16 protein-coding genes and 2 tRNA genes are annotated in these 15,334 nt (G+C 69.9%); 10 read left to right on the forward strand and 8 right to left on the reverse strand.

Features of this window, described 5'->3' with window-relative positions:
- Positions 1-140 precede the first annotated feature (140 nt).
- From ACO4JP_RS07290 to ACO4JP_RS07315, 6 genes are all read left to right on the forward strand, one after another.
- Positions 141-1,706, forward strand: coding sequence for a cytochrome b (locus tag ACO4JP_RS07290; protein WP_425956714.1), 1,566 nt, complete (start codon positions 141-143; stop codon positions 1,704-1,706).
- A 46-nt stretch (positions 1,707-1,752) separates the two neighbouring features.
- Positions 1,753-2,046 carry a hypothetical protein gene (locus tag ACO4JP_RS07295; protein ID WP_425956715.1) on the forward strand — a complete coding sequence of 98 codons (294 nt, stop codon included), beginning with the start codon at positions 1,753-1,755 and terminating at the stop codon, positions 2,044-2,046.
- Positions 2,043-2,852, forward strand: a complete 810-nt coding sequence (locus ACO4JP_RS07300) for a hypothetical protein (protein ID WP_425956716.1) — start codon at positions 2,043-2,045, stop codon at positions 2,850-2,852. The genes ACO4JP_RS07295 and ACO4JP_RS07300 overlap by 4 nt, the downstream gene beginning before the upstream one ends.
- A 10-nt stretch (positions 2,853-2,862) precedes the next feature.
- On the forward strand, positions 2,863-4,821 hold the full coding sequence (locus ACO4JP_RS07305) for a fumarate reductase/succinate dehydrogenase flavoprotein subunit (RefSeq protein WP_425956717.1): 1,959 nt from the start codon (positions 2,863-2,865) through the stop codon (positions 4,819-4,821).
- A gap of 158 nt (positions 4,822-4,979) precedes the next feature.
- Positions 4,980-5,732, forward strand: a complete 753-nt coding sequence (locus tag ACO4JP_RS07310) for a succinate dehydrogenase/fumarate reductase iron-sulfur subunit (protein WP_425956718.1) — start codon at positions 4,980-4,982, stop codon at positions 5,730-5,732.
- Positions 5,733-5,838: 106 nt separating this feature from the next.
- Positions 5,839-7,500, forward strand: a complete 1,662-nt coding sequence (locus ACO4JP_RS07315; protein WP_425956719.1) for a protein kinase domain-containing protein — start codon at positions 5,839-5,841, stop codon at positions 7,498-7,500.
- Between the two features lie 38 nt (positions 7,501-7,538).
- Here the strand turns inward: ACO4JP_RS07315 and ACO4JP_RS07320 are convergent, their stop codons facing one another.
- The 5 genes from ACO4JP_RS07320 to ACO4JP_RS07340 all read right to left on the reverse strand — a co-directional run bounded on the left by ACO4JP_RS07320 (position 7,539) and on the right by ACO4JP_RS07340 (position 11,112).
- Entirely contained in the window at positions 7,539-8,201 is a 663-nt protein-coding gene (locus ACO4JP_RS07320) for a hypothetical protein (protein WP_425956720.1), read from the reverse strand.
- Positions 8,173-9,591 carry a hypothetical protein gene (locus tag ACO4JP_RS07325; protein ID WP_425956722.1) on the reverse strand — a complete coding sequence of 473 codons (1,419 nt, stop codon included), beginning with the start codon at positions 9,589-9,591 and terminating at the stop codon, positions 8,173-8,175. Before ACO4JP_RS07325 ends, ACO4JP_RS07320 begins: the two co-directional genes overlap by 29 nt.
- 88 nt (positions 9,592-9,679) lie before the next feature.
- Complete coding sequence (locus ACO4JP_RS07330) at positions 9,680-10,279, reverse strand: alternate-type signal peptide domain-containing protein (protein WP_425956723.1); 600 nt, start codon at positions 10,277-10,279, stop codon at positions 9,680-9,682.
- A gap of 164 nt (positions 10,280-10,443) precedes the next feature.
- Positions 10,444-10,519, reverse strand: a tRNA-Asn gene (locus ACO4JP_RS07335).
- A gap of 86 nt (positions 10,520-10,605) precedes the next feature.
- Positions 10,606-11,112, reverse strand: a complete 507-nt coding sequence (locus ACO4JP_RS07340) for a hypothetical protein (RefSeq protein WP_425956724.1) — start codon at positions 11,110-11,112, stop codon at positions 10,606-10,608.
- A gap of 129 nt (positions 11,113-11,241) precedes the next feature.
- Here ACO4JP_RS07340 and ACO4JP_RS07345 point away from each other — a divergent pair, with 129 nt between their 5' ends.
- Positions 11,242-11,730: a hypothetical protein gene (locus ACO4JP_RS07345; protein ID WP_425956725.1), complete on the forward strand. Its 489-nt coding sequence runs from the start codon at positions 11,242-11,244 to the stop codon at positions 11,728-11,730.
- Between the two features lie 17 nt (positions 11,731-11,747).
- On the opposite strand, the gene ACO4JP_RS07350 is transcribed toward ACO4JP_RS07345, so the two are convergent.
- A complete protein-coding gene (locus ACO4JP_RS07350) occupies positions 11,748-12,179 on the reverse strand; it encodes a DUF1269 domain-containing protein (RefSeq protein ID WP_425956726.1) in 432 nt (143 codons plus the stop codon).
- Between the two features lie 226 nt (positions 12,180-12,405).
- Positions 12,406-12,482, reverse strand: a tRNA-Ile gene (locus ACO4JP_RS07355).
- Between the two features lie 79 nt (positions 12,483-12,561).
- Here ACO4JP_RS07355 and ACO4JP_RS07360 point away from each other — a divergent pair.
- The 3 genes from ACO4JP_RS07360 (at position 12,562) to ACO4JP_RS07370 (ending at position 13,906) form a co-directional block, all read left to right on the forward strand.
- Positions 12,562-12,747, forward strand: a complete 186-nt coding sequence (locus ACO4JP_RS07360; RefSeq protein WP_425956727.1) for a hypothetical protein — start codon at positions 12,562-12,564, stop codon at positions 12,745-12,747.
- 37 nt (positions 12,748-12,784) lie between these two features.
- On the forward strand, positions 12,785-13,270 hold the full coding sequence (gene def / locus ACO4JP_RS07365; RefSeq protein WP_425956728.1) for a peptide deformylase: 486 nt from the start codon (positions 12,785-12,787) through the stop codon (positions 13,268-13,270).
- 135 nt (positions 13,271-13,405) lie between these two features.
- Complete coding sequence (locus ACO4JP_RS07370; RefSeq protein ID WP_425956729.1) at positions 13,406-13,906, forward strand: DUF3145 domain-containing protein; 501 nt, start codon at positions 13,406-13,408, stop codon at positions 13,904-13,906.
- 75 nt (positions 13,907-13,981) lie between these two features.
- On the opposite strand, the gene ACO4JP_RS07375 is transcribed toward ACO4JP_RS07370, so the two are convergent.
- On the reverse strand, positions 13,982-15,226 hold the full coding sequence (locus ACO4JP_RS07375; RefSeq protein ID WP_425956730.1) for a beta-ketoacyl-[acyl-carrier-protein] synthase family protein: 1,245 nt from the start codon (positions 15,224-15,226) through the stop codon (positions 13,982-13,984).
- Between the last annotated feature and the right edge of the window lie 108 nt (positions 15,227-15,334).

A 15,334-nucleotide genomic window follows, 5' to 3' on the forward strand; every position in this document is an offset into this window, starting at 1 on the left:
GCGCATTGTGCGCCCGGAGGCGACGAGCCGCGGCGGGACCGGCGTCGCGGCCGAGGTCATCGTCGACCGCTACGTGCCGCGGTCACGTCACAACCGACCACGCCTGCGCCGTCTTCTGTATGAGGCAGAAGGGAGGCGTCATGAGGAAGCAAGGTCGCGATCGGTGGCGCGAGCTGCTGGCGGATCTCTCGCAGCGGCGGGTCCACCTGACCTGGGCGAGCCTGCTCGCCGTCGTCACGGCCACCTGCATGATGGTCCTGGCGGTCACCGGCATCCTGCTCGTCACCGTCTACCAGCCGTCCTCCGCCCTGGTGACGTACGACGGCGTGTACGGGCCGCTCGCCGGGGCTCGCGTGTCCGAGGCGTTCGACTCGGTCATGACGATCTCGCTCGAGACGGCCGGCGGCCTGCTCGTGCGTCAGGCGCACCACTGGGCGGCGCTGGTCATGCCGGCATCTCTGATCATGCAGCTGCTGGCGACCTTCTTCAGCGGCGGCTTCCGCCGGCCACGGCAGGCGGGCTGGCTCTTGCTCGTCGCCCTGTTCGTCCTGGTGCTGCTCGCCGGGTGGAGCGGGTACGCGTTGCCGGACGACATGCTGTCGGGCACCGGGCTGCGCATCGTGCAGGGCGTGACGCTGGCCATCCCGGTCGTCGGGTCCTGGGCGTCCATGTGGCTGTTCGGGGGCGAGTTCCCCGGGAAGATCATCGAGCACCTGTACGCCATCCACCTCCTTGTCCCGGTGTCGATCACTGCCGTCCTCGTGGCGGCCGCGGTCTTCTGGTGGCGCACCGGCCCGACCGTCCCGGTCAGGGCCGCAGCCACCGGCTCGACGGGCATCCGGCTCTGGCCGGATGCGGCGTTGAAGGCGCTGGGCATGAGCGCGATGACCACGGCGGTGCTCGTGCTTCTCGGCGCGCTGGCGACGATCACCCCGGTCTGGGCGTACGGCCCCTCCGACCCTGGCAACGTCGGCGCCGGCAGCCAGCCCGACTGGTACATGGGCTTCCTCGACGGCGCGCTGCGGCTGGTTCCATCCGGCTGGGAGACGGAGTGGCTCGGTGCCACGTGGACGTTCGCGGTGCTGGTGCCCCTCCTGGTCGTCGGCGCCTGGTTCGTCGCGTTGACCGTGTACCCGTTCTTGGAGTCCTGGGTCATGGGCGACGCCGTCGACCACCACGTGCTCGAACGGCCCCGCAACGCCCCGGTCCGCACCGGCGTCGGCGTGGCCGGCGCGCTCGTCTACGGCGTGCTCTGGGGGGCCGCCAGCGCGGACATCGTGGCGACCCGCTTCCACGTCAGCTTCGAGTCGGTCATCACCGTCCTGCAGGTCACGCTCGTCGTCGGACCCCCGGTCGCCTTCGGCCTCACCCGCCGCATCGCTCTCGGGCTGCAGCGCAAGGACCGCGAGATCGCGATCCACGGGCACGAGACCGGGCGCATCGTCCGGACCCTGGAGGGCGGCTACGTCGAGATCCACGCACCGGTCGACCCCGCCGAGGGGCGGCTGCTGACGACCGTCCCGGTCGGTGCCGTGCACACCCGGACCGACCAGGAGGGCCGACTGTCCGCCGGGCGTCGCCTGCGCGGACTCCTCGGGTCGCGGTTCGCCGAGGGCTACGTGCGCCCGGTCGACGGACCTCTCGTCACGGCGACGAGTGCGCGGCGTGTTGCCTGGCCGGGAGGTTCACGGCAAAGTCGGCGGTGACGCACCTCACATCGGAGTGAGGGCCCCGTCGTCGAGGAGGTGCCGAGTGACCAATACCGAGTTCGCGACGCTCCGCCGCTCGATCGAGCAGCTGCGCGTCAGTGTTGCCGGGGTGCGCAACGCCTTCGGTGACGCGCCCGAGGTGCGCAGGCTCGTGAACGATCTCGAGCGGCTCGAGATCGACGCGGGCGAGCTCGCGTCTGCCCATCCCGAACCGGCCACAGGTTCGCCGGACGCCATGGCGGAGCACGTCGTCGTGCCCGACACGCCGCTCGACGACGCCCTGTGGCGCGACGCCGACGACGAGGGCATCGGCGGCTACCACGGCGACCGGTCGTGACGACGACCGCGCAGGGGGTCGGTGCTCCGGGGCGCGCCCAGATCGGCTCGGGGAGCCTGCGGACCGACCGGTGGTGGCTGCCGCCGCTGGCGACCAACGTCGGGCTGCTGATCTTCCTCGCGTACGCCGGGGCGCGGACGTTCCAGCAGCAGTACTTCTTCGCCGACCAGCGGTACCTGACGCCGTTCTACTCGCCGTGCGTGTCCCTCGGGTGCGCGTCCGAGCCCGGGTCGTCGCACTTCGGGATGTTCCTCCCGGACAACCCGCTCATCCCGTACGCGGCGCTCAGCCTGCCGTTCCTGCTGGCCTTCCGGCTGACCTGCTACTACTACCGCCGGGCGTACTACCGGTCCGTCTGGATCGCGCCCGCGGCGTGCGCGGTGCCTGAGCCCCACGCCACGTACACGGGTGAGACGCGCTTTCCGCTGATCATGCAGAACGTCCACCGGTACTTCTTCTACATCGGCGTCGTCGTCTCGCTCATCAACACCTACGACGCCGTGCGCGCCTTCTGGCATCCGATGGACGGGTTCGTCGTCGGCGTCGGCAACTTCGTGCTGCTGGGGAACGTGGTGCTGCTGTGGGGCTACACGCTGTCGTGCCACTCGTGCCGGCACGTGATGGGCGGCCGCCTCAAGCACTTCTCGAAGCACCCGGTCCGGTACTGGGCCTGGACCAGGATCTCCGCGCTCAACACGCGGCACATGCTCTTCGCGTGGGTCACGCTCGGCTCGCTCATCCTGACCGACCTCTACGTGATGCTGGTCGCGCGCGGCACGATCACCGACTTCCGACTGATCGGATAGGAGACCCGCGTTGGTCGACACCGAACGTCATGACTACGACGTCCTCGTCATCGGCGCCGGAGGCGCCGGGCTGCGCGCCGCGATCGAGGCGCGCGAGCGCGGGCTGAGGACGGCGATCATCTGCAAGTCCCTGTTCGGCAAGGCGCACACGGTGATGGCCGAGGGTGGGTGCGCCGCGGCGATGGGCAACGTCGCCGAGAAGGACTCGTGGCAGGTGCACTTCCGGGACACCATGCGCGGCGGGAAGTTCCTCAACAACTGGCGGATGGCGGAGCTGCACGCCAAGGAGGCGCCCGACCGCGTCTACGAGCTCGAGACGTGGGGCGCACTGTTCGACCGCACGCCCGACGGCCGCATCAGCCAGCGCAACTTCGGCGGGCACACCTACCCCCGGCTCGCGCACGTCGGTGACCGGACCGGGCTCGAGCTCCTCCGCACCATGCAGCAGCGGATCGTCGCGCTGCAGCAGGCCGACTTTGCCGAGACCGGCGACTACGAGGCGCGGCTGCGCGTGTTCGCCGAGTGCACGGTCACCGAGCTGCTCACCGACGACGACCCTTCGACAGGCTCAGGACAGGCGCCGCGCATCGCCGGCGCGTTCGGGTACTGGCGGGAGTCTGGCCGCTTCGTCGTGTTCTCGGCGCCCGCCGTGGTGCTGGCCACGGGCGGGATCGGCAAGTCGTTCAAGGTGACGTCGAACTCGTGGGAGTACACGGGCGACGGGCACGCCCTCGCGATGCGCGCCGGCGCCGGCCTCATCGACATGGAGTTCGTCCAGTTCCACCCGACCGGCATGGTCTGGCCGCCGAGCGTCAAGGGCATCCTCGTGACCGAGGGCGTGCGCGGCGACGGCGGCGTGCTCAAGAACGCGAGCGGCAGCCGCTTCATGTTCGAGTACGTCCCGGACGTGTTCAAGGGCCAGTACGCCCAGACCGAGGACGAGGCGGACCGCTGGTACGCCGACCAGGACAACAACCGCCGCACGCCCGACCTCCTGCCCCGGGACGAGGTGGCACGCGCGATCAACACCGAGGTCAAGGAGGGCCGCGGCTCCCCGCACGGCGGCGTGTTCCTCGACATCGCCAGCCGCATGCCCGCGGAGGAGATCAAGCGCCGCCTCCCGTCGATGTTCCACCAGTTCAAGGAGCTGGCCGACGTCGACATCACCGCGGAGCAGATGGAGGTCGGCCCCACGTGCCACTACGTGATGGGCGGCGTCGCCGTCGACCCGGACACCGGGCAGTCGACCGTGACAGGACTGTTCGCGGCCGGCGAGTGCTCGGGCGGGATGCACGGCTCGAACCGGCTCGGCGGCAACTCGCTGTCCGACCTGCTGGTGTTCGGCCGGCGCGCCGGCCTGGGAGCGGCGGACTACGTCGCCGGCCTGGTGCGGCGGCCGGAGGTCCGAGACGCCGACGTCGACGCGGCCGCCGCGATGGCGCTCGCGCCGTTCGACCCGCCGGCCGACGGGGTGACCGGCGAGAACCCGTACACGCTCCACGCCGAGCTGCAGCAGATGATGAACGACCTCGTCGGCATCATCCGCACCGAGGCCGAGATGACCGAGGCCCTCGAACGCCTCCAGGAGCTGCGGTCCCGGCTGCGGAACGTCGTCGTCGAGGGTCACCGGCAGTACAACCCCGGCTGGCACCTGGCGCTGGACCTGCGGAACATGCTGATGGTCAGCGAGGCCGTGGCGTCGTCGGCCCTGACGCGGACCGAGAGCCGCGGCGGGCACACGCGCGACGACCACCCGGTGCTCGACCCCGAGTGGCGGCACCGGGTGCTGGTGTCGCGCTGCGTCCGCGACGATCCGGGCGGCGACCCGGTGGTGCCGCGGGTCGCCGTCGAGATGGACGAACGGGTTCCCATGCGCGCGGACCTGCTCGCGCTGTTCGACGTCGAAGAGCTCGGCAAGTACTACACGGCGCCCGAGCTGGCCGGCCACCCGCAGGGAGGTGCCGCATGAGTGAGCGAAGCGAGCGAATCAGAGAGCACAGGGCGTTTCGTGCCCCATGCGCGCACGGAGCGAAGCGAGTACGCGCGCATGAGTGAGCGAAGCGAGCGAATCAGAGAGCACAGGGCGTTTCGTGCCTCATGCGCGCACGGAGCGAAGCGAGTACGCGCATGAGCTACAAGGGCCGGTTCCAGGTGTGGCGTGGCGACGCCGACGGCGGCGAGCTCGCGTACTACGAGGTGGAGGTCAACGACGGCGAGGTCGTGCTCGACGTGCTCCACCGGCTCCAGGCCACCCAGGCGCCGGACCTCGCGGTGCGGTGGAACTGCAAGGCCGGCAAGTGCGGCTCGTGCTCGGCCGAGATCAACGGCAGGCCGCGACTGCTGTGCATGACGCGCATGTCGGTGCTCAACCCCGAGGAGGTGGTCATCGTGACGCCCATGCGGACGTTCCCGGTGATCCGCGACCTCGTGACCGATGTGTCGTTCAACTATGAGAAGGCGCGCGAGATCCCGTCGTTCACGCCGCCCGCCGACCTGGAGCCGGGGGAGTACCGGATGGCGCAGGAGGACGTCTCGCGCTCCCAGGAGTTCCGCAAGTGCATCGAGTGCTTCCTGTGCCAGGACACCTGCCACGTCGTGCGCGACCATGACGACCACAAGCAGTCGTACGCGGGCCCGCGGTTCCTCATGCGGATCGCCGAGCTCGAGATGCACCCGCTCGACGTCGCGGACCGGGTGCCGGCCGCTCAGGACGAGCACGGACTTGGCCTCTGCAACATCACGAAGTGCTGCACCGACGTGTGCCCCGAGGGGATCAAGATCACCGACAACGCGCTCATCCCGATGAAGGAGCGCGTGGCGGACCGGAAGTACGACCCGCTGGTCTGGCTGGGGCGGACGATCACGCGACGGCGCGGCTGAGTCTGCGCATCCTTCCTGATCAGGAGGACCGCCTCGGTCGACGAGTGTCGTGCGCTCCCAGGGCGCCGTAGCGTCGAGAGCGTCAGCTACCGACGGAGGGGTGCGCTTGAACGCGCCGGAGGCTCTCCTCGCCCACCGCTATCGACTCGTCAGAGTGATCGCGAGCGGCGGGATGGGCATCGTCTGGGAGGCCTGGGATGAGCACCTCCTGCGGACGGTCGCGGTCAAGCAGCTGCACACGGTTCCCGGCATCCCCGAGGAGGAGGCCGAGCTGGCGAAGCGCCGCGCCCTGCGCGAGGCGCGCATCACCGCCCGCCTCAACCACCCCCACGCGGTCCCCGTGTTCGACGCCGTCGAGCACGAGGGCAAGCCCTTCATCGTCATGCCGCTCCTGCCGTCCACCACCCTGTCTGGAGTCCTGCACCACGAGGGAACGCTGCCGCTGGCCGACGCGGCCCGGATCGGGACACAGGTCGCCTCGGCGCTCGCGGAGGCCCACCGGCTCGGGATCGTCCACCGGGACGTCAAACCCGGCAACATCCTGATCACGCCAGACGGCGCCGCTCACATCAGCGACTTCGGCATCTCGCACGCGCTGGGCGACCCGACCCTGACCGGTTCGGGCATGGTCCACGGCACGCCCGCCTACCTCGCACCCGAGGTGGCCCTCGGTCAGGAGGCCACGTTCGCCTCCGACGTCTTCTCCCTCGGATCCACGCTCTACGCGGCGCTCGAGGGGGAGCCACCCTTCGGCTCCGAGCCGAACTCGCTCATGCTGCTCCACAAGGTGGCGGCTGCGCAGGTGCGACCGCCCCGAAGCGCCGGCTCGCTGACTCCCTTCCTGCTCCAGATGCTGTCGAGGGACCCGGACGCGCGACCGACCATGGACCAGGCCGCCACGCACCTCGCCCAGCTCCAGTCGGACTCGGCACCGGGTGAGCCCACCCGGCCGCTGCCGGTCGTCGTCCTCGCGGATCCCGCCGCTGAATCCGGCGAGGTCACGGGCGAGCCGCCGACGGCGCTCGCAGAGGGGGCGCCTGGCGAACCGGAGTCGCCAGCGTCGGTCGAGCCTCCGCCCGAGCCCGGGCACCGGTCGACACGGCGCGGGCCACATGTTCGAGTGCTCGTCGCGGCGTTGTCAGTCGTCGCCGCGGTGCTCCTCGCCGTCGCCTCGTTGAACGGGTGGTTCGACGGCGCTCCGCGGGCAGCGGCCAATCTCGGCGCCGCCACCACACCGTCGGTCACCTCGACGCCGCGGGCGACCTCGACAGGTCCGTCTCCTGCTGCCGTCGCGACCGAGAGGGCACAGACACCCACGGCGACAACGGAACCGGCGCCCGAGCCGACGGCGACGCCGGAACCGCAACCCCAGTCCCAGGCTGAGACGCAGTCCACGCCTGAGTCCGCGCGGGGCGGCGGGAAGAAGGGGGGCGACGCGACGGCCGGCGCGGCTCAGCTGGCGTCGGCCGTCACGAGCTACTACGCCCTGATGCCCGAGAACACCGACGCCGCCTGGCCAAAGATGACCGCCGACTACCAGAAAAACCACGCCGGCGGCAGGTCCGCGTACCAGGCCTTCTGGGACAACATCGCCCGGGTGAGCGTCAGAGACGTGACGCCGTTGCCGCCGGATCGGGCCCAGGCCACGCTGACCTATTCGTTCCGCGACGGTCGCGTCGTCGTCGAGCGCACCGCTTTCCGGTTCGAAGAGAAGGGCAAGAAGCTGAGGATCGCTGCGACGCAGGTGCTTAGCAGCAGAGGGGCCTGAGGCGGGCCATCAGGTCCTCCACCACGGAGCCCGACGGCCTATCCGCCGTCCTCGGTGCGGGCGTCATCACGCTTCGCTCGCACGGCACGCACGATGTACACGGCCGCCAGGCCGTAGCCGACGGCGGCGATGCCGAGGATGAGCGGCGTGTGGGCCGGCCCGGAGTTCAGCTTGTCGTTCACGAAGCCGAGCAGGGGCAGGTGGTACCAGACTTCGCCTCGCACCATGTGCTCTTCGACCGGGCGGTCGTCCGCGTCCAGGTTGTCGCCCCTGGTGATGAACACGTGACGCGCCGGCTCGCCAGTCGTTCCCATGGTCGACCTGATCGACTGGACCCGGTGCATCACCAGCGTCGGGTCACCGGGGTTCGGCTGGAACGCGATGATCGACCCGGAGCGGATACGACTGAGGTCGTTGATCTCGCGAACCTCTGCGGGCGTCAAGACGTCCAACCGCGCAGGTGTCATGTCGAGTGGGAGCGTTGGCTTGACGACCGCGAGCGACCCGACCGGCATGGACGGTGCCATCGAGTTGGACAGCACAGTGAGCGGCACGGAGCCTGTGAACTTCGGAATGACAATGGTGAAGACCGCCAGTGCGAGCGTCAGCAGCAGCCCACCGTAGGTGAGGCCACGGCGGACGGCCCGCCAGCCGCTCTCGCGGAGCCGAGGTTCAGCCAAGTTCAGAGTCGGGGTCGTCATCGACATCGCCTGCCGTCCCCTTCTCCTCATGTACCGCGGGTGCACCGTCACCGGTCGGGTCGCCTCCGGCTGGCTCCTGGCCCGCAGGCTCAGCGACGCTGGCTTCAGCCGTCGGGTCTGTCGCGGTGCCCAAACCCGCAGCCACGACCGGTTCAGACTCGTCAGACACCGGCATCAGCGTCTCCGTCGGTGGGGAGATCGATACAGCCTGTCCGCGGTTCACCGGGGCGCCGTCCACATTCAGGATCGACTCCGGGGGCAAGGTCCATCCGGAACCCGAGGGGCACTGGTTAGGCGCGCTGCCCTGTGCGTAGCCATCGGTCACGGTCAGCGCCTGAGCGTAGGTGTCGACCGTGCCCGTTTCAGTGGCCGTGGTGGTCGTGAGGGTCGCCAGCATCCATGCGGGGTACAGGTAGATGTTTCCGCTACCCGTGGCGCGGTTGAACAACAGCTGGATGTCGATGTGCATGCGGCCAGGCTCGACAGCGATATCGCCGACCCAGGCGTTTCCGACACGCTCGAACTGCACTCCGTTGACATACAGGCGCAGGGCCGAGAACGGGGGCCGATCCGCGATGGCGAACCATGCAGACGGCAGCTCGATTCTCAGCGTTGCGCTCACGTCGTTCGGCCCGAAGTCCTTGACCATCGACAGTTCGGTCAGACGTCCCGTCTGGCCGCCGACATTGACCTCGGGAATCTGCTGAATCTGGACCCAGCCCACATCGAAGCCGAGCGGGTCGGTGCCCTTGCATACCGGTGGGCGGGTCGTGATCTCGGGTGGGAGACCGGAGCCGCCGGGGTCGGGGCACGTCCCGTCTGGGTTCGGCTTCACTCCGCCGAAGCACAGGTCGCTGCTGTCATTGCTGCCGAAGCGAATCTCGCCCAGGTCGGCCTGGTGCACGTCGAACCAGACCCGACCAGAGTCCAGGACGATGGTGGCGCCGGTGAAGTCGATGCGGTCGCCCATCAGCTTCGCGTCGTCGGTGACGGTGAGTGTCACGGTCACCGGAACGGTCTGCGCGTCGAGAGCGGGCGAGAACGGCGGGTAGGTGACCAAGACGTCGACCGCGCCGATGAGCCCGGACGGCAATGCCCAGCGGTCGAGGCTCAAGATGGGAGTCATCGTCGTGCCCGTGACAAGCACCTCGACAGAGATCTCCGTCGTGATGGTGTCGCCGGGCATGAGCTTGTCGCCTGGTCCCAGCGGTGCAGGACCCTTCATCCACGCCGAGGGGGAAGCCGCCAGAATCTCCACCTGACCGGTAGAGATCGTGCCGGCGTCGACCACCACGTCGTCGTTCCATCGAGCGTGTGCCGGGCCCGCGCCAAAGAGCACAGCAACGGCAGCGAGGACAACCCCCGCCGTGATGCGTGTCTTGCCTAGCATGGCTCCGACTCCTCGAACCTCAGGGAAGGTCTGACGACCCCGGTGGATAGATGCGACCGTCCGGGGTCGTCAGGTGGGGGTTGCTGCCTCAGGTCACCTGCTCGAGCGTGAACTCGAGGTCGGAGAGGTCGACGGCGTCGGAGAGGGACTGGCTGGTGTTCACCGTGAGACCTTCGTCGAAGGTCACGGTGACCTTGACGTCGACCGTCTGCTCAGCGCCGTCGTTGCCAACGAGCTCACCGGTCGGGTTACCAACGAGCTCGACCTCAGCGTCCACGAAGCCGGACAGGCTGTCGTGGGTGACGATCGACGTCTTGTCCACGGCCAGCGTGGCCGTGAGGTCGTCACCCTCGACGATGGCCTTGACGGTGCCGAGGAAGTAGACCTCATCACCCGGAGACGCCTTGAACGTTGCCAGGTTGATGGCGGTATCGGAGTTGATCGCCTCACCGCCATCGCCGAAGTACCAGCCCGAGCCGCTCTTGGGAGTGACTTCGACCAGCTCGAGGCGACCCGTGGCGATGTCGTCGTCGAGGCCTGCGGACAGGGAGTCGTTCCACAGAGCAAATGCTCCGAAGCCGCCGAGTAGGACGGCAGTGGCAGTCGCACCGGAGAGAGCGCCACGAAGCGCCAGGCCAGTCCGCCTGCCGTGACGCTCGTCGTCCCGGGCCAGTTGTTCGTGCTTCATCGCTAGTACCTCCAGTTGGGGCTGTGCCGAACCAGAATGTCCCGCCTGGGGCGAGCGATCGAGAGGCGGGCGTGCGGTGAACGCGCGAATGGCGTGGGCCGATCGAAGGTCGGCCCTCGGAACGCGAAAAACCCAGGTCAGAAGTAATTTCTGACCTGGGCTCTTGGCTCCCGCGGTAGGACTTGAACCTACGACCGTCCGATTAACAGTCGGATGCTCTGCCAGCTGAGCTACGCGGGATCGCTGGCCCCGTGTCCGAGGCCGGGTAGAACATTACCAGGCCTCTGCGGGTGCTCAGAACGCGCTGGCGGCGGTCGCGACACAGGTCACCACGGCAGCCCCACGGCGGAGCGAACGCGCTGCTCAGCGGCATCGACGAGGCTGGCGACAGCAGGATCGTCCAGGTCGACCCGCGGCCCGGCGAGCACCTGGGAGAAGAGGCTCCCGTCCACGTCCCTACGGACGGCGACCTTGGCCGTCCGCCCGCCCGGAAGCGCCACCTCCTCACCCAGCACCACCGACCACTCGACGCGCTCGCGGACGACCTGCGGCAGCCAGGACTTCGCCGAGTCGACGGTCCGTAGACGGAGGTCGGGTTCGGCGTCGACCCACTGGACCGTCACGATGTCGTGCGCAGGGTCGAACGCGGCGCGGTCGACGTCGCACCACGGGCGCCGCACGACGACGCCGCTTCGAGTGCTGATCAGCTCGGCATTCGTCGCGACCGCCCACCCGCCGTCGGCGAGGGGGGCGGAGGCGAGCACATGATCTGCGCGCGTCAGCCCGAGGGCTGTACGCACGTCGAACGGGAGCGTGGGGCGTCGCGACCACATGCGGCCACCGTAGCGGCACGCACGCGCCTCACGACGACGGCGATGACCGCGAGGCGGCATGCCAACCGGCGCGGCCGTATCGTCGAGAGGAAGGCGCCCACCATCACCGCGGCAACACGGAGGTCGAAGATGACGGCAACAGCGCTAGCTCCGAGCACCGAGCGCCCGTCGCTGTCGTCCGCGCTGCGTGCTCTCGCGCAGAACGCGGTCGGCTACTCGGCGGCTCGAGCCTCCCGGGCGCTCGAGCGCGTGTCCAGCAGGCTCGAAGGCACGGTCGAGAACGCCGTCGTGAGTGCCGAGGCGGCCGTCGTCGGTGAGGTCACGGACGTCGCCGGGGACGTCGTCGAGACGGCTGGGGACGCGGTCGAGGACGTCGCCGACGACCACGGCGTCGTCACGGGCGCCGTCGCCGGGGGCGTCGAGGCAGCGGTGCAGGACGACAACCCCGTCTGGGGCGCGGTCAAGGGGGCGTGGTCGGGCACGCGGACCAGCACCAAGGTCCTGGTCATCGCCGGCATCGCGCTCGCGTTCCTGCTCGGACCGGTGGTCCTCGTGCTGCTGCTCGTGGCACTTCTGGTCGCCGCGATCGTTCTGGCGGTGCGCCGCGCCAGGGGCTGAGGCGACGGACCGGCGGGCTAGCTCCCGAACGTCTCCAGCAGGTCCTTCTTCTCGGCAGGCGTCAGGTTGGTCTCGACCAGCTTCATGTTGAGGCCGTGGAACCGCTCGCCGAGCCGGTCGAGGTCGCCCGCGTTGGTGACGACGAAGAGCGCCGACGTACCTGGAGTGATCTCGTCGCGGATGGCCTCCAGCTTGTCCTTCGAGATGCCGAGCTTCTCCGATGCCTTGCTCATCGCGCCGAGTGCGCCACCGGCGACCACGCCGAGCACCGGCACCGCGAACAGCGCGCCGAGCAGCAGGCCCCAGAAGCTACCCCAGCCGGCTCCCCGCTTCGTGTCGTCGTGGCCGTGCTCGATCGTCGGCTTGTCCTCGCCCTCGGGCCAGGAGACCACGGCGTGGTCCTCGATGTTGACGAGGTCCTCGCTCTGGGCGTTCCTGAGCAGGGTCATCGCGTGGTTCGCACCGTCCGGGGTGTCAAACTTCCAAACCGTGAATGCGGTCATGGCGCACTCGGCCTCCTCTAGTGGCTCCTCGGCCCATGAGCCCACGCGCCCCGGTCACCCGGCATCACCCGCGACGGGTGAACCGCCGGAGACGACCGTCGTCGCGCCGTTTGGTCGATGCCGAGTGTCAGCGTGAGCGCCGAGGGAGCGGCGCCGTTGCCGCGTCTCGACCTGGTGCCCCGTGCAGGACTTGAACCCGCGACCGAGAGATTATGAGTCTCCTGCTCTGACCAGCTGAGCTAACGGGGCGCGCCGCGAGCCTACCGGAGCGTCCCGGGAGCGCAGAGGTGGACGCAGGTGCCGCTGGTGATGTGGCACTTTGGTTCCTGTGTGGTGGCTAGTCATCGGGGGAGCCCTCGTGGCGGTGGGCGTCGTGATGGCGGTCCGGGCGGCGTCGAACGCGTCCGACGAACGGGCCACCTCTGCCGGCGGTCTCGTGCTGGCACTCGGTGTGAGCCTGGTGTTCTGGGGTCTGGTGGGCGTCGTCATCGGGATCGTCGTGGTCGCCCGCTGAAGGCGCTGGGCAGGGTGGGCGTGGAAGAATGCCCGGCATGGCGATGCGAGAGATCCGCGTGATCCCCGACCCTGTGCTGCGCACCGTGTGCGACGAGATCACCACGATCGACGACGGCGTCCGCGGCCTGGTGGCCGACCTGGTCGAGACGGTCGACGCCGAGGGGCGCGCCGGCCTCGCGGCCAACCAGATCGGTGTGAACCTGCGCGCGTTCTCGTGGAACATCGACGACGAGGTCGGCTACGTCCTCAACCCGCGCATCGTCGAGCTGTCCGACGAGCTGCAGGACGGCGACGAGGGCTGCCTCTCTGTCCCCGGGCTGTGGTACCCGACGAAGCGTGCCTGGTACGCGCGCGTCGAGGGTACCGACCTCGACGGCAACGCCGTCGTCGTCGAGGGCACGGGCCTCATGGCCCGCTGCCTGCAGCACGAGTGCGACCACCTCGACGGCAAGCTCTACCTCGACCGTCTCGAGCGCAGCGTGCGCTCCAAGGCGATGCGGGAGCTGCGCGAGCGCCTCTGAACCACTTCCGCCTCGCGCCGTGGGACGCCGTCGGGCATCATGGCGCAGAGCGAACGCAACACCGCAGGTGACACGCCGCACCGCTGACCTGATCGAGGACGTAGGGGAAGACGGACCTCGACCCAGGGAGGAACAATGTCCGGCGCCATCACACGCGGTGTCCTTTTCGTGCACTCGGCTCCACGTGCCCTGTGCCCCCACGTCGAGTGGGCGGCGGGCAACGTGCTGTCCGCCCGCGTTTCTCTCGACTGGACGGTGCAGCCTGCCGCACGCGGTCTTCACCGTGCCGAGTACTCGTGGCAGGGCCTGCAGGGCACCGGCGCGCGCCTCGCGTCGGCGCTGCGCGGGTGGCAGCACCTGCGCTACGAGGTGACGGAGGAGGCGAGCCACGGCGCCGACGGCGCCCGCTGGTCGCACACGCCAGACCTCGGCATCTTCCACGCGATGACCGACGTGCATGGCAACGTCGTCGTGCCCGAGGATCGCGTGCGGTCCGCGCTCGAGCTCGCGCACGACCCGCGGGCGATGCAGGACGCCCTCGACCTCGCCCTCGGCAGCGCGTGGGACGACGAGCTCGAGCCGTTCCGCTACGCCGGGGCCGGTGCCCCGGTGCGCTGGCTGCACCGCGTGGGCTGAGCCCCGCTCCCTGGGAACGACGGCGCCCCGCAGACCTCCGGGTCTGCGGGGCGCCGTCGTGAGCCGTGCTGGGTGTCAGGCGTTCGTGACCACCAGGGCGACGTTGTGGCCGCCGAACCCGAACGAGTTGTTGAGCGCGACGACGTCGCCCGCGGGCAGCTTCTCCGGGACGTCGCGGACCAGCGGCACCTGGAGCTCGGGGTCGGGGTTGGACACGTTGATGGTGGGCGGGGCGAGGCGCTCGTGCACGGCCTTGACCGTGAACAGCGTCTCGAGCGCGCCCGCGCCGCCGAGCAGGTGCCCGGTCATCGACTTGGTGGCCGAGAGCAGCACGTGGTCGGCCTCGCCGCCGAGCAGCGTCCGGATCGAAGCCGTCTCGGTGAGGTCGCCGACCTTGGTCGACGTCGCGTGGGCGTTGACGTGCACGACGTCGCGGCCGGTCACGCCGGCGTCCTCGAGAGCCCGGCGCATCGCCGCGACCTGACCCCGGCCCTCAGGGTCGGGGGACGTGATGTGGTAGGCGTCCGAGGACAGGCCAACGCCGGCGATCTTCGCGTACACGCGGGCTCCGCGGGCGGCAGCGTGCTCCGCCGACTCCAGCACGACGACGGCCGCGCCCTCGCCGATGACGAACCCGTCCCGGTCGACGTCGTACGGGCGCGAGGCGCCCTGCGGGTCGTCGTTGCGGAGCGACAGCGTGCGCGACGCCGCGAACGCGGCGATCGGCATCGGGTGGATGGTGGCCTCGGTGCCGCCCGCGACGACGACGTCCGCGCGGCCGGTGCGGATCATCTCGACGCCGTAGCCGATGGCCTCGGCGCCCGACGCGCAGGCGGAGACCATGGCGTGCGCACCGGCGCGGGCGCCGATCTCGAGCTCGACGTACGCGACCGGCGAGTTCGGCATCAGCATGGGCACCGTCATCGGGAGCATGCGGCGGGCGCCGCGCTCACGCAGGGTGTCCCAGCCGTCCAGCATGGTCCAGATGCCGCCGATGCCGGAGGAGACCACGGCGCCCAGACGCTCGCCGTCGACCTCGGGGGAGCCGGCGTCGGCCCACGCCTCGCGCGTCGCGACGATCGCGTACTGCGCGGAGGGGTCCATGCGCTTCATCTCGGGGCGCGTGAGCACCTCCTCCGGCTTGACCTTGAGGGTCGCCGCGAAGTTGACCGGGATGCCGTACTTCTCGGCCCAGTCGTTCTCGAGCGTCCGCGCGCCCGACTCGCCGGCCAGCGCTGCCGCCCAGGTGGAGCTGGTGTCGCCACCGAGCGGGGTGGTGGCGCCGAGTCCGGTGACGACGACGTCGCGAGGTGCGGTCATGGCTGGGGCTCCTGGAGGTGAGTGGGCGGAGTGGTCCGTGCGGGTGGTTCCGACGGGCTCAGCCACCGGTCAGCGGTGGGTGAGCCCGTCGAGACCACGAAGAGCGAG

The sequence above is a fragment of the Xylanimonas sp. McL0601 genome (genome assembly GCF_049852175.1).
GTDB lineage: Bacteria > Actinomycetota > Actinomycetes > Actinomycetales > Cellulomonadaceae > Xylanimonas.

Bases quoted from the DNA above. Each gene is read 5' to 3' on its own strand.
- ACO4JP_RS07290 (WP_425956714.1), top strand. From the start codon at position 141: ATGAGGAAGCAAGGTCGCGATCGGTGGCGCGAGCTGCTGGCGGATCTC.
- ACO4JP_RS07310 (WP_425956718.1), top strand. From the start codon at position 4,980: ATGAGCTACAAGGGCCGGTTCCAGGTGTGGCGTGGCGACGCCGACGGC.
- ACO4JP_RS07320 (WP_425956720.1), bottom strand. From the start codon at position 8,201: ATGACGACCCCGACTCTGAACTTGGCTGAACCTCGGCTCCGCGAGAGC.
- ACO4JP_RS07325 (WP_425956722.1), bottom strand. From the start codon at position 9,591: ATGCTAGGCAAGACACGCATCACGGCGGGGGTTGTCCTCGCTGCCGTT.
- ACO4JP_RS07330 (WP_425956723.1), bottom strand. From the start codon at position 10,279: ATGAAGCACGAACAACTGGCCCGGGACGACGAGCGTCACGGCAGGCGG.
- ACO4JP_RS07340 (WP_425956724.1), bottom strand. From the start codon at position 11,112: ATGTGGTCGCGACGCCCCACGCTCCCGTTCGACGTGCGTACAGCCCTC.
- ACO4JP_RS07345 (WP_425956725.1), top strand. From the start codon at position 11,242: ATGACGGCAACAGCGCTAGCTCCGAGCACCGAGCGCCCGTCGCTGTCG.
- ACO4JP_RS07350 (WP_425956726.1), bottom strand. From the start codon at position 12,179: ATGACCCTGCTCAGGAACGCCCAGAGCGAGGACCTCGTCAACATCGAG.
- def (WP_425956728.1), top strand. From the start codon at position 12,785: ATGGCGATGCGAGAGATCCGCGTGATCCCCGACCCTGTGCTGCGCACC.
- ACO4JP_RS07370 (WP_425956729.1), top strand. From the start codon at position 13,406: ATGTCCGGCGCCATCACACGCGGTGTCCTTTTCGTGCACTCGGCTCCA.
- ACO4JP_RS07375 (WP_425956730.1), bottom strand. From the start codon at position 15,226: ATGACCGCACCTCGCGACGTCGTCGTCACCGGACTCGGCGCCACCACC.